Here is a 17,656-nt window from a genome sequence, read left to right on the forward strand (position 1 = left end):
GCAATGGCCAAAGAAAAGCCCGCTGAGGATCACTCCTCAGCGGGCTTTTTCATTCCATCAGCGCTTACGGCGCAAACGGCATCACACGCTTGTGATGGGTCTTGTTGTAGGTCGCGACGATGATGTCGAACGCTTCCTGACGCACCGGCTCACCGTGCAGGAACGCATCGATCTCGGCATAGGTCACGCCGTGCGATGCTTCATCCGGTTTGCCTGGCGACAGGTCTTCCAGATCCGCCGTTGGCACTTTCTCGACCAGCGATTCCGGCGCGCCAAAGCTGCGGGCAATCGCGCGAACCTGATTCTTCACCAGACCGCTGAGCGGTGCCAGATCACAAGCGCCGTCACCGAACTTGGTGAAGAAGCCCATCACCGCTTCCGCCGCATGATCGGTGCCGATCACCAGACCGTGCGCCGCGCCGGCGATGGTGTACTGCGCAACCATGCGCATCCGCGCCTTGGTATTGCCCAGCACGAAGTCCACCGACACCGCGTGCTTGCCTTCGAATGCCGCGACTTCACTGGCCAGCGACTTCACCGCCGGGCCGATGTTGACCGTGTGGCGTTCGTCCGGGGCGATGAAGTCCACCGAAGCCTGAGCGTCGTGCTCGTCGAACTGGGTTTCGTACGGCAGCCGTACGGCAATGAATTTGTAGCTGTTGTCGCCGGTCTGGTCGCGCAGCTCGCGCATCGCCCGCTGGGCCAGCAGGCCGGCGGTCAGCGAGTCGACGCCGCCGCTGATGCCCAGTACCAGCGTCTTGAGTCCGGAATTGACCAGGCAATCCTGAATAAAGGTAATACGCCGGGCGACTTCGGCCTGCAGCGCCTTGTGGTCGGCGAACGGCGGTTGCACCTTGAGCTGTTCAGCAATCTCACGCTGTACGGCTTGCATGAATTCACTCCTTGCTAGATAGACTGGAATCGGCAGGAACCTGGAAAACGTGTCGCAAATAGGCGACAAAATTCGGGTCTTTACAGTGGGTCTTGCCTGGCTCGTCGGAGATCTTCGCCACCGGTTGGCCGTTGCAGGCGGTCATTTTAAGCACGATGCTCATCGGTTCGACACCCGGAATGTCACAGGTGAGGTTGGTACCGATGCCGAAGCTGACGTTGATCCGCCCGTGCAGCGCCCGGAAGATCTCCAACGACTTGGGCAGGGTCAGGCTGTCGGAGAACACCAGCGTCTTGCTCATCGGATCGATGCCGAGCTTGTGGTAATGCGCGATGCATTTTTCGCCCCACGCCACCGGATCGCCGGAGTCATGGCGCAGACCGTCAAACAGCTTGGCGAAGAACAGGTCGAAGTCGCCGAGGAAGGCATCGGTGGTGATGCAATCGGTGAGCGCGATCCCGAGCAGGCCACGGTATTCGCGGACCCAGCAATCGAGCGCGGCGATCTGGCTGTCGATCAGGCGCGGGCCGAGTTGCTGGTGGGCCATGATCCATTCGTGGGCCATGGTGCCCAGCGGTTTCATGTCCAGCTCGCGGGACAGGTGCACGTTGCTGGTGCCGACGAAACGTCCGGGGAAATCGTGTTTGAGCACATTCACCACTTCGGCCTGCACGCCAAATGAAAAACGCCGGCGGGTGCCGAAATCGGCGACTTGCAGTTGCGACAATTCATCAGGCGAGGCGTTGGCGGTCAGCCAGTCGAACTTGCGATAGAGCTGTTCGCGCGCCTGCTCAAGCACGGTTTCACGGTAGCGATAACGGTTGCGCACTTCGCTGACGATCGCCAGCAACGGCACTTCGTAGAGAATCACATGCAGCCACGGCCCGCGCAGGCGGATGAACAGCTCGCCGTTCTCGATACCGGTGTGCAGATAGCGCAGGTTGAAGCGGAACAGTCCGAGAAAACGCAGGAAGTCCGGCTTGAGGAAGCTGATGCGCTCGAGAAAGCTCAGTTGATCGGCGCTCAGGCTCAGTTCGGCCAGACGCTCGATCTGAAAGCGGATCTCGGCCAGATACGGGCGCAGATCCTCGCTATTACGGCAACGGAACTCCCATTCGACTTCGACGTTGGGGTAGTTGTGCAGCACCGCCTGCATCATCGTCAGTTTGTAGAAGTCGGTGTCGAGCAGGTTCTGCACGATGCGATCGGCAAACACGCTCTCGCTCATAACGGGGTCTCCAGGTGCGCCGCGCCTGTGCGCGGTCTCATTCGATGGCGCTAGTGGCGCATATCAGCGGTGGGGATTGCCAGTGCTTTTTTGCTTTCAGGTGAAAGATCCGCTGAAGCCATACACCTTAGCCCGCAAAAATTGTTCATTTTCGGTTGTACCTCAAGTGCGGCTTGAATGACCTGCTCAAGCCGTTGGCCGCTTTTTAAAAAATCGGCTAATAAAGAGTGTTTAGGTATCAGATTAATTTCAACTGCTTTAATAAAAGCGGCTCTGAGCATTTCGTGGGTGACGATTTTATACATGAATGGCACCTCCTTTGAAGGTGATCTGTTCCAGTGTGTCGACGCCGTCCTGAAGTAATACGTAAGCCGGAAGTATCAGTCTATAAAAGTCAGAATCATTGGTGCCTTTAATGGTAACTAAAGTGAAAGACTCCAAGAGGCCGGTGGCGGCGCGAATTCTGAAACAGGCATCTTCAAATAATTGGTTAGGTGTGGCGTGTGAGTCTATGAAGTATGTAGGGTTATTGGTTGCATTTGCTTTTAGGGGGTAAAAACGATTCATGGGGTAAAGTCCTTCAGTTTGTTTTAGGCGTGACAGATCGAAGAGTTTATTGTTCTTTAGATTTTAAGTTTGCAGTGTGTTGGTGTAGTTGCTGTAAAGCCATTAATCGTTTTAATGGCTTTGCACCTGCCCGGTCTAAGCCTGAATGGGCTGTTTGCTTACGCTTGAGGAAAGAGCGGGTTCGATACGAATCATTGTTCCTGAGCCGTCGTGCTGCGGGGGCCACGCTAAAGGATCAAGATCCAGATCAAGGAATTTTCTTGAGTCGAACACGGGCGTCTTGATGCCAGCACGGCGTTGTTCGTCGTAGTCGCGCAGAACACGCATGCTGATGTTGAAGAGCAGGAGCATGGCTACCAGGTTGACAAGCGCCAGCAGCGTCATGGTGATGTCTGCAAAAGCCAGAACAGTGGACAGGTCTTCGACGGAGCCCCAGAACACTAATATCAACACCATTACACGATAGAAAATCAGCATTTTTCGAGGTTCACCCAACATGAACCGGAGGCTGTTTTCCCCCAGATAATAGTTGTAAAGCATTGCCGTGAAGACGAATAAGGCTAGCACCACGCTGATAAACATTCGCCCCCATTCCCCAACGACGGCTGCCAGCGAGTTCTGTGCCAGAGCGATCCCGTCACCTTCAAATCCCGGCGTGTAGAAACCTGATAGCAAAATCAGTAGCGCAGTACAGGTGCAGATGACGAATGTATCGATGAACACACTCAGTGCTTGTACCGCGCCTTGTGCAACCGGGTGGTCGATCTTCGCGACTGAGGCGACATTGGGAGCACTGCCCAGTCCTGCCTCGTTGGAAAATACCCCGCGTCTGACCCCCATGATGATTGCGCTGCCCATCAGTCCACCAAACGCCTGATCCAGACCGAATGCGCTTTTGATAATGGTCATCAGCATCGCCGGTACCTGATCGTACTGCAGAACGATCACATAGGCCGTTACGCCGACGTAGGCGAGAACCTTCAGAGGAACCAGTAGGTCGGCTACTGCAGCGATACGTTTTATCCCGCCAACGAAGACAGCTCCCAGCATCAAAGAAATTGCTAGCCCCGACCACATCGGTGGCAGACCAAACGCATCTTTTAGCGAGTGGGATACGGCATGGGACTCGAGACCATTGATTGCAAAACCAAAGGTCACCAGCAATAACACGGCCACGACCATCCCGAGCCAGCGCTTGTCCAGACCGTGCTGGATATACCAGGAGGGGCCCCCTCGATACAGGCCTTTGCCATCGCTACGTTTATAGAGTTGTCCCAACGTGCATTCGAAGAAGCTGCTCGACATGCCCAGAAGAGCGGTCATCCACATCCAGAACACTGCACCGGGTCCACCCATGCTCACAGCAATCCCCACCCCGACGATATTGCCGGTACCGACACGTCCGGCAAGGCTAAGTGTCAGGGCCTGAAATGAACTCAATTGATGGCTGTCGGCATGCCAGCTTCTCCGTAAAACACCGAACATATGGGGGAAGTATCTGAGCTGGACAAATCCTGAGCGGACAGTGAAATAGACTCCCAGTCCAAGAACCAAAGGTATCAATACCTTGCTCGACAGAAAGTCGTTGATGACGTCTAGCATTCAAAGCTCCTTGCTATTTAGAGTGCTGGCGAATTAATAGTGTTGTCAGTCCTGAGGACTTTCAGGATTCGTAATATCCAGCCATATTTCATTCGATGCAATTTCGCAAGTTGCTTAAATGTGATGCGAGTTGCTGCTATGGTTGCCGCCTCTTGATTTTTATTGGGGCGTTGTATGTGTGAGTTTCTTCCGGCTAACTTGAGGCTGCTGTGTAGTCACTACAGATCTGTCGCGGAAGTTTGTAGGAAACTTCGAATTAATCGTGGGCAATTCAATAAGTATCTGTGTGGAAAAAGCATCCCCACACCTTTCAATCTGAAGCGAATCTGCGACTTTTTTGGCGTGGAAGCGTTTGAAATAGCGCTGCCACCTGAGCAATTTGTCGCATTGATTGGCGTTAAGTCCAATAAGAGTCAGGCCTCGGGAGAAGTGGCGGCATCACGCATCATGCATGAACACCTGCGCAAACAGTCCTCACCTGAGCTGAAAGCCCACATCGGTTATTACTATGAGTACTACATCGCAATGACTGAACCCGGCTCTATTCTGTGTTCGCTCGTGCATGTACGGCAGGAGGGTGATGACGTTGTCTATGAGCGAAACGAGCGCTTACAGATCGCCAGGGTTGGCGAAGATTTTGAAACGTATCGATATTTGGGTGTTGCCTACTACCTGCGAGATCGCTTGTTTTTCGTCGATTATGAATCGCTGACGTCAAATGAGATCAGCCAAACCATTCTGATCCCAAGTTTCAAAAGCTGTATCACTCGGCTCAATGGTTTGAAGCTTGGGGTTTCTGCAGCAGATCATCGTGCTCCCTCATGTTCAAGGATTGTCTGGGAGTATCTCGGGCAGGAAATCAATCGGGCCGATGCCTATCGGCGCGTAAGGTTGTACAAGCCGAATGATTGCGCTATCGACGCCGATCTGCGCGCACGCCTTGCTCAAGCTCAGGTTGTGGACGGTCTGTTTGTTATCGCCTGACCCCGTCCTTGCAGGAGCTACCGCAGGGTTCAGTCGGCCGTGGGGCTGTCGATCTGCTCCAGCATCCACTTCACAAAGTCCCGCACTTTGGGCACTTCCGCCGCGTGTTCCGGGTACGCCAGGTAATAGGCGTCGGAACTGGGCATTGCATGCTGCCAGGGAATGACCAGTTTGCCGTCGGCCAATTCCTCCTCCACCAGAAACCGCGGCAACAACGCCACACCGCAGCCAACCTGCGCGGCACGAATGCACATATAAAAGGTTTCGAAACGCGGCCCGTGGTAGCTGTGTTCGGTCTGGTAGCCCTGGCTGTCGAACCAGTCGTGCCAGGCTTGCGGGCGCGAGGCATTTTGCAGGAGGACCAGATCGGTAAGTTGCGTCGGATCAGTGAACGGCGTGTTCGGCAGGCTGCCCGGCGCGCACACCGGTACCAGTTCTTCGCCGAACAACTTCAGGCATTCAGTGCCGGGCCGTGAGCCCTGACCAAAATAGAACGCCAGGTCGCTGCGCCCTTGCAGCAGGTCATCCGCTTCTTGTTCGTTACACAAATCCAGGTGAATCGATGGATGGCGCAGACGCCAGCCTTTCAGGCGCGGCACCAGCCAGCGCGCGCCGAAGGTCGATGGCGTGGAGACGCGCAGGACTTCGGTTTCGCCACCGTAGGAACGCAGGTAATGCGTCGACATCTCCACTTGCGAGAGAATTTTTCGTACTTCTACCAAGTACAAATCCCCGGCCGGGGTCATCTGCAAACGCCGACGCACCCGGCGGAACAACAAATGCTGCAACAGCTCTTCAAGCTGCGCTACCTGTTTGCTCACTGCGCTCTGGGTCAGGTTCAGCTCCTCGGCGGCGCGGGTGAAACTCAGGTGGCGGGTCACGGCCTCGAAACACTGCAATGCGGTGATCGACGGCAAGTGGCGTTTGTTCAGCATGGCTGATCCTTTTCTTGTCTTTCTATGCCCAGCATGAATAAACGGAATGATATCTCGCGTAAAGGTCGTTTGTTGCCTCGCCATTGTGACGCTACAACTAAAGGCCTGCCCGGTCGCGAAAAAGCGTCCGCACACATTCAGTTTTTTGCTTGAGGAGTGACCCATGGTTGCCGCATTGCTTGATCGTCTTGGTGTGAACCCGGCCCTTTATCAGGACGGCAAAGTGCCGGTGCATTCGCCGATCGACGGCAGCCGCATTGCCGCCGTGAACTGGGAAGGCCCGGCCGAAGTCGAGCAGCACATCAGTCGCGCAGATCATGCGTTCGAGCAATGGCGCAAGGTGCCGGCCCCGCGTCGCGGCGAGTTGGTGCGTCAATTCGGTGAAGTGCTGCGCGAGTACAAGGCCGATCTTGGCGAGCTGGTGTCGTGGGAGGCCGGCAAGATCACTCAGGAAGGCCTGGGTGAAGTGCAGGAGATGATCGACATCTGCGATTTTGCCGTCGGCCTGTCCCGCCAGTTGTACGGTTTGACCATCGCCTCCGAGCGCCCGGGCCATCACATGCGCGAAACCTGGCATCCGCTGGGCGTGGTCGGGGTGATCAGCGCGTTCAACTTCCCGGTTGCGGTGTGGGCGTGGAACACCACGCTGGCGCTGGTCTGCGGCAACCCGGTGGTGTGGAAACCATCGGAGAAAACCCCGCTGACCGCACTGGCCTGCCAGGCATTGTTCGACCGCGTGGTGAAGAATTTTACCGATGCGCCAGCGAACCTTTGCCAGGTGATTATTGGTGGTCGCGACGCTGGCGAAGCCTTGGTCGATGACCCCCGTGTTGCGTTGATCAGCGCCACTGGCAGCACACGCATGGGCCGCGAAGTGGCGCCGAAAGTCGCCGCTCGTTTCGCTCGCAGCATTCTGGAATTGGGCGGTAACAACGCGATGATCCTCGGCCCGAGCGCGGATCTCGACATGGCGGTACGGGCGATTCTGTTCAGCGCCGTGGGTACGGCTGGGCAGCGTTGCACCACCCTGCGTCGGCTGATTGCCCATGAGTCGGTGAAGGAAGAAATCGTCACCCGCCTCAAAGCCGCGTACTCGAAAGTGCGCATCGGCAATCCGCTGGAAGGCAATCTGGTCGGCCCGCTGATCGACAAGCACAGCTTCGAAAACATGCAGGACGCGCTGGAACAGGCATTGAGCGAGGGCGGCCGGGTGTTCGGCGGCAAGCGCCAACTCGAAGATCAATTCCCTAACGCTTACTACGTTTCGCCGGCCATCGTTGAAATGCCGGAGCAGAGCGACGTGGTCTGCAGCGAAACTTTTGCGCCGATCCTCTACGTGGTCGGTTACAGCGATTTCCAGGAAGCGCTGCGCCTGAATAACGCAGTGCCACAAGGCTTGTCGTCGTGCATTTTCACCACTGACGTGCGTGAAGCCGAGCAGTTCATGTCGGCGGTGGGCAGTGATTGCGGTATCGCCAACGTCAACATCGGCCCGAGCGGTGCCGAAATCGGCGGCGCTTTTGGTGGCGAGAAGGAAACCGGTGGCGGTCGTGAGTCCGGCTCCGATGCGTGGCGCGCGTACATGCGCCGCCAGACCAACACCGTGAACTACTCGCTGGAGTTGCCGCTGGCGCAGGGCATCACATTCGACTGAGGTTGAGAAAAAGCTGAAAAGATCGCAGCCTTCGGCAGCTCCTACAGGGCTGCGGTTGGCTGCGGTTTTGTAGGAGCTGCCGAAGGCTGCGATCTTTTTAGTGCCCACAACGCAATTGGTTAGGTTTCTGTTGGAGTCTGGCAATGCCGTTACGCGAAGAATGTCTGTGGGAAAAACTCACGCCACAAAGGCCGGATAACACCGCGCTCAGGGGCGAAGTCAAAGTCGATGTCTGCGTGATCGGCGCCGGATTCACCGGGTTGTCGGCGGCGCTGCATCTGTTGGAAAAAGGCAAAAGCGTCTGCGTGCTGGAGGCTCATCGCGCCGGGCACGGCGGTTCCGGACGCAACGTCGGGCTGGTCAACGCCGGCCTGTGGATCCCGCCGGACGAGATCGAAGCCGGTTTCGGCGAAGCAGTCGGCAGTCAGCTCAACCGTATGCTCGGGGCGGCGCCAGCGCTGGTGTTCAGCCTTGTGGATAAATACAGCATCGATTGCCAGTTGCGCCGCGAAGGCACCCTGCACATGGCGCACAACGCCAAGGGCGAGGCGGATCTGCGCAGTCGTGAACAACAATGGAAGCGCCGTGGTGCGCCGGTCGAACTGCTGACCGGCAAGGCCTGCGAGCAAGCCACCGGCACGCAAAAAATTGCCGCTGCGTTGCTCGATCGTCGCGCCGGCACGCTCAACCCGATGGCCTATGTCACCGGGCTGGTCAATGCGGTAAGCAGTCTCGGCGGGCAACTGTTCGATCATTCTCCGGTCACTCGCCTTGAGCGTCAGGGCGCGAAATGGTCGGTGCAGACCGAACACGGTTCGGTTCTCGCCGAGCAAGTGGTCATCGCCTCCAACGCTTACACCGAAGGCGACTGGACCGAACTCAAGCGCAACTTCTTCCCCGGTTATTACTATCAGGTCGCTTCGGTGCCGCTGAGCGAGGACGCCGCGCAGGAAATCCTCCCGGGCGGGCAGGGCTCGTGGGATACGCGGCAGGTGCTGAGCAGCATCCGCCGTGACAAAGAAGGGCGGCTGTTGCTCGGCAGCCTGGGCAACGGCAATCAGAAACCGACCTGGTTTCTCAAAGCCTGGGCCGATCGCGTGCAACAGCATTACTTCCCCCATCTGAAACCCGTCGAGTGGGAATGCACCTGGACCGGGCGTATCGCGTTTACCCCTGATCACCTCATGCGCCTGTTCGAACCGGCGCCGGGACTGGTGGCCGTCACCGGTTACAACGGCCGTGGCGTCACCACCGGCACCGTGGTCGGCAAGGCTTTCGCGGATTACCTGTGTAACGGAAATCCTCAAGCCCTGCCGATTCCGTTTGCACCGATGCAGCCCTTGGCGGGTGCAGGCCTGCGCAGTTGCCTGTACGAGGCCGGGTTCTCGCTGTATCACGCGGGCCAGTGCCTGCGCATTGTGATTTGAGTGTTGAAATATGTTGCCGGAAGCGGCGCTTTTTCACGTAGCGACTAGCCTGTAATGGTGCGGGTTGTAGCAGTCCCGCACCAGCAGTGTGCAGTTCGGTGACGCGGGCTGTTACAGGCTGGTTGCACGTCGTTTGGCGCCGCGGTTGCAATGATGGCGCGTGCGGGTTGCGCCTGAAAAAATAAATGGTTTCACCTTCCGCGGTTTAGACGGTTGCACGCCCAATGAAAATGGGAACGAAACAGTCGAAATAACAAGAAAGCAGCGACTTTTTGAAGAATAAAAAACCGATGGCACGGCCCTTGCTCAGAGCATTCAGTGAAGTGAAGTCGCAGTGCCAACTAAAAAAACCTTGGAGCACCACCTCATGTCCCAGACGTTTTACAAGAAAGGCTTTCTGGCCCTCGCAGTGGCTACTGCGTTGGGTGTTTCTGCGTTTGCTCAAGCTGATGTGAAAATCGGTGTAGCGGGTCCAATGACGGGCGCCAACGCGGCATTTGGCGAGCAGTACATGAAGGGTGCACAGGCGGCGGCTGACGCAGTCAACGCAGCAGGCGGCGTCAACGGGGAGAAAATCGTACTGGTCAAGGGCGATGACGCCTGCGAGCCGAAGCAGGCCGTGACGGTCGCCAAGGACCTCACCAACCAGAAAGTCGCCGGTGTAGTCGGTCACTTCTGCTCCTCTTCGACCATTCCAGCGTCGGAAATCTACGACGAAGCCGGGATCATCGCGATCACCCCGGGTTCGACCAACCCACAAGTTACCGAGCGTGGCCTCAGCGCGATGTTTCGTATGTGCGGGCGTGATGACCAGCAAGGCATTGTGGCCGGCGATTACATCGTCGACGTACTCAAGGGCAAGAAAGTCGTCGTGCTGCACGACAAAGACACCTACGGCCAAGGCCTGGCGGATGCCACCAAGGCACAACTGGTCAAACGCGGCGTGACGCCCGTGTTGTACGAAGGCCTGACCCGTGGCGAAAAAGACTTCAGCACCATCGTCACCAAGATCCGTGGCGCTGGCGCCGACGTCGTCTACTTCGGCGGCCTGCACCCGGAGGCCGGCCCGCTGGTTCGCCAATTGCGTGAACAAGGCCTGAAAGACGTCAAGTTCATGTCCGATGACGGCATTGTGACCGACGAACTGGTGACCACCGCCGGCGGTCCGCAATTCGTTGACGGCGTGCTGATGACCTTCGGCGCCGACCCACGCCTGCTGCCAGACAGCAAGACCGTGGTAGACGCCTTCCGCAAGGCCGGTACCGAACCTGAGGGCTACACCCTGTACGCCTACGCTTCGGTGCAGACCCTGGCGGCCGCGTTCAACGGCGCGAAGAAAAACGACGGCGAAGCCGCTGCCAAGTGGCTGAAGGCCAACCCGGTGAAAACCGTAATGGGCGAAAAAACCTGGGACTCCAAGGGCGACCTGAAAGTGTCCGACTACGTGGTTTACCAGTGGGACAAGGACGGCAAATATCACCAGCTGGAAAAACAGAAGTAAGGGCTGACGCGACCCTTTGAACTCCGCCAATCCCTGTGGGAGCGGGCTTGCCCCTGATGACGGCCTGACAGTCGACAACTGTGTTGAATGTTCTACCGCTATCGCTGGCAAGCCAGCTCCCACAAGGTCCTGTGGTGTTCGAACTGTTCGCGCTCTGACATTGCTCCGACGTAAATCTGTATTTTTCCTAGAAGAACCGCACACCTCGGGTGTGCAGGTTCTCACTGCGTGAGATTGCGTTATGGATGGTATTTTCCTGCAGCAACTGGTCAACGGCCTGACCCTCGGGTCGGTCTATGGCCTGATCGCCATCGGCTACACAATGGTCTACGGCATCATCGGCATGATCAACTTCGCCCACGGCGAGGTTTACATGATTTCCGCTTACCTGGCGGCAATCAGTCTGGCTCTGCTGGCTTACTTCGGTATCGAATCTTTCCCACTGCTGATGCTCGGCACGCTGATCTTCACCATCGTCGTCACGGCGGTATATGGCTGGGTCATCGAGCGTGTCGCTTACAAACCCCTGCGCAACTCCACCCGACTGGCACCGTTGATCAGCGCCATCGGCATCTCCCTGATCCTGCAAAACTATGCACAGATCGCCCAGGGCGCCAAACAACAGGGTGTGCCTACCCTGCTGAGCGGTGCCTGGCGTGTTGAAGTCGGTACCGGCTTCGTGCAACTGACCTACACCAAAGTCTTCATCCTGGTGGCCGCCTTCGTCGGCATGGGGCTGCTGACCTACATCATCAAATACACCAAGCTCGGCCGCATGTGCCGTGCGACCCAGCAAGACCGCAAGATGGCTTCGATCCTCGGCATCAACACCGATCGGGTCATTTCCTACGTGTTCATCATCGGTGCAGCCATGGCGGCGCTGGCCGGCGTGCTGATCACCATGAACTACGGCACTTTCGACTTCTATGCCGGCTTCATTATCGGCATCAAGGCGTTCACCGCAGCGGTACTCGGCGGGATCGGTTCATTGCCCGGGGCCATGCTCGGCGGGATCATCCTCGGCATCTCCGAGTCGCTGTTCTCCGGCCTGGTCAACTCCGACTACAAAGACGTGTTCAGCTTCTCGCTGCTCGTACTTGTTCTGGTCTTCCGGCCGCAGGGTCTGTTGGGCCGTCCTCTTGTGTCGAAGGTGTAAGCGATGTCTTCAACCACTCAAAAAAGCATTGATATCAAAAAAAGCCTGGTTGAGGCGATTCTTGCCGGCCTGATTGCCCTGATCGTTTTTGGTCCGATTGTCGGTGTCGTGCTCGAAGGTTACAGCTTCAACCTCGAACCGACTCGCGTGGCCTGGATCATCGGCATTGTCATGGTCGGTCGCTTTGCCCTCAGCCTGTTCCTGCAAACACCCAAGGGCCTGAAGATTCTCGACGGATTCGAGAGCACCGGTTCCGGTGTGCATGTGCTGCCTGCCGATCACAAATCCTCGCTGCGCTGGATCATCCCGCTGCTGATTGTGCTGGCCGTCATCGTGCCGTTTGTCTCCAACTCTTACCTGCTCGGCGTGGTCATCCTCGGGTTGATCTACGTGCTGCTGGGGCTGGGGTTGAACATCGTGGTCGGTCTGGCCGGTCTGCTCGACCTCGGTTACGTGGCGTTCTACGCCATCGGTGCCTACGGACTGGCGCTCGGTTATCAGTATCTCGGTCTGGGTTTCTGGACGGTGCTGCCGCTGGCGGCGATCACTGCCGGTCTGGCCGGTTGCATCCTCGGTTTCCCGGTGCTGCGTCTGCATGGCGACTACCTGGCGATCGTGACTCTGGGCTTTGGTGAAATCATTCGCCTGGTCCTCAACAACTGGTTGTCACTGACTGGCGGCCCGAACGGCATGCCAGCACCGCTGCCGACGTTCTTCGGTCTGGAGTTCGGCAAGCGGGCGAAAGATGGCGGGGTGCCGTTTCACGAGTTCTTCGGCATCGCCTACAACCCGGACGTGAAGTACTACTTCATCTACGCGGTGTTGTTCCTCGTGGTACTGGCTGTGCTGTACATCAAGCATCGGCTGGTGAAAATGCCGGTCGGTCGCGCCTGGGAAGCCTTGCGGGAAGATGAAATTGCCTGCCGTTCGATGGGCCTCAACCACGTGCTGGTCAAACTCTCGGCGTTCACCATCGGTGCATCGACGGCCGGCCTCGCCGGTGTGTTCTTCGCGACCTACCAAGGCTTCGTCAACCCGACCTCGTTCACTTTCTTCGAATCGGCATTGATCCTCGCCATCGTCGTGCTCGGCGGCATGGGTTCGACCATCGGTGTGGTGATCGCCGCATTCGTGCTGACTGTCGCCCCGGAATTACTGCGCGGCTTCGCTGAATACCGCGTGCTGCTGTTCGGCATCCTGATGGTGTTGATGATGATCTGGCGACCACGCGGGCTGATTCGCATCAGCCGTACCGGGGTCACTCCACGCAAAGGTGCCATTCACTATGAGAGGACTGCGCCATGAGTGAAGTCGTACTCTCTGTTGAAAAACTGATGATGCATTTCGGTGGCATCAAGGCGTTGAGCGATGTCAGCCTGAAGGTCAAACGCAACTCGATCTTCGCCTTGATCGGCCCCAACGGCGCCGGCAAGACTACGGTGTTCAACTGCCTGACCGGTTTCTATAAAGCCTCGGGCGGCAAGATCGAACTCAACGTGCGCGGCCAGCAGACCAACGTCATTCAGTTGCTCGGCGAATCGTTCAAACCGACCGACTTCGTTTCGCCGAAATCTTTCCTCAGCCGCCTGTACTACAAGATGTTCGGCGGCACCCATCTGGTGAACCGTGCAGGCCTGGCCCGAACCTTCCAGAACATTCGCCTGTTCAAGGAAATGTCGGTGCTGGAAAACCTGCTGGTGGCCCAGCACATGTGGGTCAACCGCAACATGCTTGCCGGCATCCTCAATACCAAGGGCTACCGCAAGGCCGAAAGCGACGCGCTGGATTGCGCGTTCTACTGGCTGGAAGTGGTCGATCTGGTGGATTGCGCCAACCGGCTCGCCGGTGAACTCTCGTACGGTCAACAGCGTCGTCTGGAGATCGCCCGGGCCATGTGCACGCGGCCGCAGATCATCTGTCTCGACGAACCCGCCGCCGGCCTCAACCCTCAGGAAACCGAAGCGCTCAGCGCGATGATCCGGTTGCTGCGCGACGAGCATGATCTGACCGTGGTGCTGATTGAACACGACATGGGCATGGTGATGAGTATTTCCGATCACATCGTGGTGCTGGACCACGGCGTCGTCATCGCTGAAGGCGGGCCTGAAGCGATCCGCAATGATCCAAAAGTGATCGCGGCCTATCTGGGCGCCGATGAAGAGGAAGTGGCATGACCCAACCGATCCTCGAACTCAAAGACCTCGACGTCTTTTACGGCCCGATTCAGGCCCTCAAAGGTGTCTCGCTGCAAATCAACGAAGGGGAAACCGTCAGCCTGATCGGCTCCAACGGCGCGGGCAAATCGACGTTGCTGATGTCGATCTTCGGCCAGCCACGGGCGGCGGGCGGGCAGATCCTGTATCAAGGCGTCGACATCACCCACAAGTCCTCGCACTACATCGCCTCCAACGGCATCGCGCAATCGCCGGAAGGGCGGCGAGTGTTCCCCGACATGACCGTCGAGGAAAACCTGCTGATGGGCACCATCCCGATTGGCGACAAGTACGCCAAAGAGGACATGCAGCGCATGTTCGAGCTGTTCCCACGGCTTGAAGAGCGGCGCAATCAGCGGGCGATGACCATGTCCGGGGGGGAGCAGCAAATGCTCGCCATTGCCCGGGCGTTGATGAGTCGGCCGAAGTTGTTGCTGCTTGATGAACCTAGCCTCGGCCTGGCACCGATCGTGGTGAAGCAGATCTTCGCAACCCTGCGCGAACTGGCGAAAACCGGCATGACCATCTTCCTCGTCGAGCAGAACGCCAACCATGCGCTGAAGCTGTCGGACCGCGCATATGTGATGGTCAACGGCGAGATTCGCCTGACGGGCACGGGCAAAGAGTTGCTGGTGAACGAGGAGGTTCGTAACGCCTATCTGGGCGGGCACTGATTCTTTTCGCGTTATGCACAGCCCCGGCGACGCAAGTCCCGGGGCTTTTTCATTCCTCAAACATACCGCACGCCTGTGTAGGAGCTGCCGAAGGCTGCGATCTTTTGATGTTGTCTTTAAAGACCAAAAGATCGCAGCCTTTGGCTGCTCCTACAGGGAATTGATCAGTGATTTCAAGTCTTGCGTGGAATTGTGGAAAACAAATTCCCCAAGCTGCCAAAGCGCGACATATAGACGCTGCAAATGGCTGTTTTTCCACAGTTTTGACTTGTCCCCGGTTACTGTGGAGCTGGCTGTGAATAACGTGGGTGTATATAGCTGCACGCCTTGTAATACGTGGCCTGCAAGGATGTGGCTGTTTTTTGATCAGGCGTTTTTACAGGAGCCGAAGACGTCGTTGTCAACCTTTTTATAGACGTCACTCCATTGATCATTACCCGTCGACGAGCCTGTGGATAAGTCTGTGATTAAACTCTGGAAAGACGGCGCTGAGGGCCGTAATTACTGGCCTCGCGCAATCACTGCGCTGACCGGTCGGTCGTGCAAAACGCCATAGGCCGCACATCTGCCGCTTCAGGGTCAAGCAAAAAAATTTCTATTTCCCCCGCAAAGCCTTGTATGGCGCGGCTTTGCGCGATTCCAGTTGCCCCCGGAAACTGTGGAAGGGACTGTGGATAACATGCGTGCACATGGCTACAGGCCACGGTGGCTATGGCGTTGGCAGGGTTGTTTGTTTTTTGTACAGGTTGTGGGAGTTGCCCGTGAATGCGCGGGCGGGCATGCTGCCTGCTGATTTTCACATCCAAGGCCTGCCCCGGCGGCCGAAGCAAGGAGAACACGATGTCCAACACCCTGTTTATCACCGGCGCGACGTCCGGATTTGGTGAAGCCTGTGCCCGCCGTTTTGCCGAGGCTGGCTGGAAACTGGTGCTGACCGGCCGTCGTGAAGAACGCCTCACCGCCCTGTGTGCTGAATTGTCGAAGCAAACCGAAGTGCATGGCCTGGTGCTCGATGTGCGTGATCGCAAGGCGATGGAGGAGGCGATTGCCAACTTGCCGCCATCGTTCGCCAAACTGCGTGGCCTGATCAACAACGCAGGTCTGGCCCTGGGCGTGGACCCGGCGCCGAAATGCGATCTGGACGATTGGGACACCATGGTCGACACCAACGTCAAAGGCTTGATGTACGCCACCCGCTTGCTATTGCCGCGCCTGATTGCCCATGGCCGTGGCGCCGGCATCGTCAACCTTGGCTCCATCGCGGGCAACTATCCGTACCCGGGCAGCCATGTGTATGGCGCGACCAAGGCGTTCGTTAAACAGTTCTCGCTGAACCTGCGCTGCGACTTGCAGGGCACGGGGGTGCGGGTCAGCAACATCGAGCCAGGGCTGTGCGAGAGTGAGTTCTCGCTGGTGCGTTTTGCCGGTGATCAGGAACGCTACAACGCGACCTACGCGGGTGCCGAGCCGATCCAGCCGCAGGACATTGCCGAGACGATTTTCTGGGTGATGAATGCGCCGGCGCACATCAACATCAACAGCCTGGAATTGATGCCGGTGAGCCAGACCTGGGCGGGTTTTGCCATCGAGCGCAATAAGGCCTGACACCGCGTTACGGCCAATCGCTGGCAAGCCAGCTCCCACAGGTTTATTGGCGTACACAAATCTTGTGAACGGCTCGATACTTGTGGCAGCTGGCTTGCCAGCGATGAGGCCAGAACAGGCAAAAAATGGCGATAAGGTAAACTCCCCTCGCAACAACCCAACCGCACCCCGCGGTTTTCAAGGTTTTCGAGGAGTCAAAGTGAGTAACCGAGGTGAGCAGGCACTGCTCAAACAATCGACCATTCTGATGTTGGCCGTGGCGATTGCCGGGATCGTCACCGGTTTTGTTTCTGGTTCGCAATCCATCCTGTTCGATGGTTTTTTCTCGCTGATCGCAACGTTCATCAAAGTCCTGATGCTGATCACCGCCAAGCTGATCGCCAAGGAGAGCAACCACCGTTTCCAGTTCGGTTTCTGGCATCTGGAGCCGATGGTGCTGCTGATCGAAGGCAGCTTTCTGATGCTGATCGCGATCTACGCGTTTCTCAACGGCGTGTTCGGCATCATCAACGGTGGCCGTGAGATCGAGCTGGGGCTGGTGATCATTTATGCAGCGGTGTTTACCGTTGTCGAGTTCGCCTACTTCTTCTACGTGCGGCACCGCAATCGCAAGCTCAAATCCAGCCTGATCCAGTTCGACAACATCAGTTGGCTGGTGGACGCGATGCTGTCTGTGGGCCTGTTGATCAGTTTCCTCGCGGCGCTGCTGCTCAAGTCTCAGGGCTATGGCCAGTGGGCGGTGTATGTCGACCCGCTGATCCTGATCGTGCTGGCGCTGACCATGCTGCCGCCGGCGTTCAAGATCCTTGGCCCGGCGCTGCGCGATGTCCTGGGGATTGCCCCGGACACGCTGGATGATCAGGTGCGCCAGGTAATGGATGCAGCGAAAACCGAGCATGGTTTCGACGATTACGTGTCGTACGTGCAGAAGCACGGCCGGGCGCGGTTCATCGAGATTCATGTGGTGTTGCCGGCGGATTATGCGCTGAGCAATGTCGGACAGCTGGATGCGCTGCGTGAGGAGATTTCCGCGAAGCTGGGCAAGCCGGATGCGGCGCGCTGGCTGACCATCAGCTTTACCGGTGACAAGAAGTGGATCGCTTAGAGAACGCATAACGGCCATTCGTCGGATCGCCGCCCGGAGCAGGCTCGCTCCCACATTGAATTGCGCTGAACACACTATTTGTGAACCGCACAATCAACTGTGGGAGCGAGCCT

The 17,656-nt window shown here is 57.5% G+C and carries 16 protein-coding genes; 10 read left to right on the forward strand and 6 right to left on the reverse strand.

The features are described from left to right. Positions 1-64: 64 nt before the first annotated feature. The 5 genes from nadE to M9827_RS01355 form a co-directional block, all read right to left on the reverse strand. Positions 65-892 (reverse strand): NAD(+) synthase, encoded by an 828-nt coding sequence (nadE, locus tag M9827_RS01335; RefSeq protein WP_093430191.1) that lies wholly within the window; start codon positions 890-892, stop codon positions 65-67. Positions 893-896: 4 nt separating this feature from the next. Next, a complete protein-coding gene (gene pncB, locus M9827_RS01340) occupies positions 897-2,120 on the reverse strand; it encodes a nicotinate phosphoribosyltransferase (protein ID WP_250602953.1) in 1,224 nt (407 codons plus the stop codon). Between the two features lie 50 nt (positions 2,121-2,170). Next, positions 2,171-2,425 carry a hypothetical protein gene (locus tag M9827_RS01345; protein ID WP_250602954.1) on the reverse strand — a complete coding sequence of 85 codons (255 nt, stop codon included), beginning with the start codon at positions 2,423-2,425 and terminating at the stop codon, positions 2,171-2,173. Further along, positions 2,418-2,687, reverse strand: coding sequence for a hypothetical protein (locus tag M9827_RS01350; protein WP_250602955.1), 270 nt, complete (start codon positions 2,685-2,687; stop codon positions 2,418-2,420). The genes M9827_RS01345 and M9827_RS01350 overlap by 8 nt, the downstream gene beginning before the upstream one ends. Before the next feature lie 135 nt (positions 2,688-2,822). Further along, entirely contained in the window at positions 2,823-4,289 is a 1,467-nt protein-coding gene (locus M9827_RS01355; RefSeq protein ID WP_250602956.1) for an alanine/glycine:cation symporter family protein, read from the reverse strand. 174 nt (positions 4,290-4,463) lie between these two features. Between M9827_RS01355 and M9827_RS01360 the strand changes: the two genes are divergently transcribed. Beyond that, a complete protein-coding gene (locus tag M9827_RS01360) occupies positions 4,464-5,273 on the forward strand; it encodes a helix-turn-helix domain-containing protein (RefSeq protein WP_250602957.1) in 810 nt (269 codons plus the stop codon). A 29-nt stretch (positions 5,274-5,302) separates the two neighbouring features. Here the strand turns inward: M9827_RS01360 and M9827_RS01365 are convergent, their stop codons facing one another. After that, complete coding sequence (locus M9827_RS01365; protein WP_250602958.1) at positions 5,303-6,208, reverse strand: LysR family transcriptional regulator; 906 nt, start codon at positions 6,206-6,208, stop codon at positions 5,303-5,305. A gap of 163 nt (positions 6,209-6,371) precedes the next feature. Between M9827_RS01365 and amaB the strand changes: the two genes are divergently transcribed. The 9 genes from amaB to M9827_RS01410 all read left to right on the forward strand — a co-directional run bounded on the left by amaB (position 6,372) and on the right by M9827_RS01410 (position 17,543). Continuing rightward, complete coding sequence (amaB, locus tag M9827_RS01370; protein WP_250602959.1) at positions 6,372-7,862, forward strand: L-piperidine-6-carboxylate dehydrogenase; 1,491 nt, start codon at positions 6,372-6,374, stop codon at positions 7,860-7,862. A gap of 143 nt (positions 7,863-8,005) precedes the next feature. Then, positions 8,006-9,289: an L-pipecolate oxidase gene (gene amaA, locus M9827_RS01375; protein WP_250602960.1), complete on the forward strand. Its 1,284-nt coding sequence runs from the start codon at positions 8,006-8,008 to the stop codon at positions 9,287-9,289. A gap of 367 nt (positions 9,290-9,656) precedes the next feature. Beyond that, positions 9,657-10,790, forward strand: coding sequence for an ABC transporter substrate-binding protein (locus tag M9827_RS01380; RefSeq protein WP_123470951.1), 1,134 nt, complete (start codon positions 9,657-9,659; stop codon positions 10,788-10,790). Between the two features lie 241 nt (positions 10,791-11,031). Further along, positions 11,032-11,946, forward strand: a complete 915-nt coding sequence (locus M9827_RS01385; protein ID WP_134175825.1) for an ABC transporter permease subunit — start codon at positions 11,032-11,034, stop codon at positions 11,944-11,946. 3 nt (positions 11,947-11,949) lie between these two features. Continuing rightward, the gene (livM, locus tag M9827_RS01390; protein ID WP_038360429.1) at positions 11,950-13,251 is read left to right on the forward strand and encodes a high-affinity branched-chain amino acid ABC transporter permease LivM; all 1,302 of its coding nucleotides are present in this window, start codon (positions 11,950-11,952) and stop codon (positions 13,249-13,251) included. After that, positions 13,248-14,120, forward strand: a complete 873-nt coding sequence (locus M9827_RS01395; RefSeq protein WP_250602961.1) for an ABC transporter ATP-binding protein — start codon at positions 13,248-13,250, stop codon at positions 14,118-14,120. The genes livM and M9827_RS01395 overlap by 4 nt, the downstream gene beginning before the upstream one ends. Beyond that, the gene (locus M9827_RS01400) at positions 14,117-14,833 is read left to right on the forward strand and encodes an ABC transporter ATP-binding protein (RefSeq protein WP_064388664.1); all 717 of its coding nucleotides are present in this window, start codon (positions 14,117-14,119) and stop codon (positions 14,831-14,833) included. Before M9827_RS01395 ends, M9827_RS01400 begins: the two co-directional genes overlap by 4 nt. Positions 14,834-15,673: 840 nt before the next feature. After that, complete coding sequence (locus M9827_RS01405; protein ID WP_102899433.1) at positions 15,674-16,438, forward strand: SDR family oxidoreductase; 765 nt, start codon at positions 15,674-15,676, stop codon at positions 16,436-16,438. 199 nt (positions 16,439-16,637) lie between these two features. After that, the gene (locus tag M9827_RS01410; protein WP_250602962.1) at positions 16,638-17,543 is read left to right on the forward strand and encodes a cation diffusion facilitator family transporter; all 906 of its coding nucleotides are present in this window, start codon (positions 16,638-16,640) and stop codon (positions 17,541-17,543) included. The last annotated feature ends 113 nt before the right edge of the window (positions 17,544-17,656 follow it).

It is taken from the genome of Pseudomonas sp. AKS31, assembly GCF_023634765.1.
Taxonomy (GTDB): Bacteria; Pseudomonadota; Gammaproteobacteria; order Pseudomonadales; family Pseudomonadaceae; genus Aquipseudomonas.

What these genes read in the sequence shown, in the direction of transcription:
- nadE (WP_093430191.1), bottom strand. Translation starts at nt 892, where the DNA reads ATGCAAGCCGTACAGCGTGAGATTGCTGAACAGCTCAAGGTGCAACCG.
- amaA (WP_250602960.1), top strand. Translation starts at nt 8,006, where the DNA reads ATGCCGTTACGCGAAGAATGTCTGTGGGAAAAACTCACGCCACAAAGG.
- M9827_RS01355 (WP_250602956.1), bottom strand. Translation starts at nt 4,289, where the DNA reads ATGCTAGACGTCATCAACGACTTTCTGTCGAGCAAGGTATTGATACCT.
- M9827_RS01360 (WP_250602957.1), top strand. Translation starts at nt 4,464, where the DNA reads ATGTGTGAGTTTCTTCCGGCTAACTTGAGGCTGCTGTGTAGTCACTAC.
- M9827_RS01405 (WP_102899433.1), top strand. Translation starts at nt 15,674, where the DNA reads ATGTCCAACACCCTGTTTATCACCGGCGCGACGTCCGGATTTGGTGAA.
- M9827_RS01365 (WP_250602958.1), bottom strand. Translation starts at nt 6,208, where the DNA reads ATGCTGAACAAACGCCACTTGCCGTCGATCACCGCATTGCAGTGTTTC.
- M9827_RS01395 (WP_250602961.1), top strand. Translation starts at nt 13,248, where the DNA reads ATGAGTGAAGTCGTACTCTCTGTTGAAAAACTGATGATGCATTTCGGT.
- M9827_RS01400 (WP_064388664.1), top strand. Translation starts at nt 14,117, where the DNA reads ATGACCCAACCGATCCTCGAACTCAAAGACCTCGACGTCTTTTACGGC.
- M9827_RS01345 (WP_250602954.1), bottom strand. Translation starts at nt 2,425, where the DNA reads ATGTATAAAATCGTCACCCACGAAATGCTCAGAGCCGCTTTTATTAAA.
- livM (WP_038360429.1), top strand. Translation starts at nt 11,950, where the DNA reads ATGTCTTCAACCACTCAAAAAAGCATTGATATCAAAAAAAGCCTGGTT.
- M9827_RS01350 (WP_250602955.1), bottom strand. Translation starts at nt 2,687, where the DNA reads ATGAATCGTTTTTACCCCCTAAAAGCAAATGCAACCAATAACCCTACA.
- pncB (WP_250602953.1), bottom strand. Translation starts at nt 2,120, where the DNA reads ATGAGCGAGAGCGTGTTTGCCGATCGCATCGTGCAGAACCTGCTCGAC.
- M9827_RS01380 (WP_123470951.1), top strand. Translation starts at nt 9,657, where the DNA reads ATGTCCCAGACGTTTTACAAGAAAGGCTTTCTGGCCCTCGCAGTGGCT.
- amaB (WP_250602959.1), top strand. Translation starts at nt 6,372, where the DNA reads ATGGTTGCCGCATTGCTTGATCGTCTTGGTGTGAACCCGGCCCTTTAT.
- M9827_RS01385 (WP_134175825.1), top strand. Translation starts at nt 11,032, where the DNA reads ATGGATGGTATTTTCCTGCAGCAACTGGTCAACGGCCTGACCCTCGGG.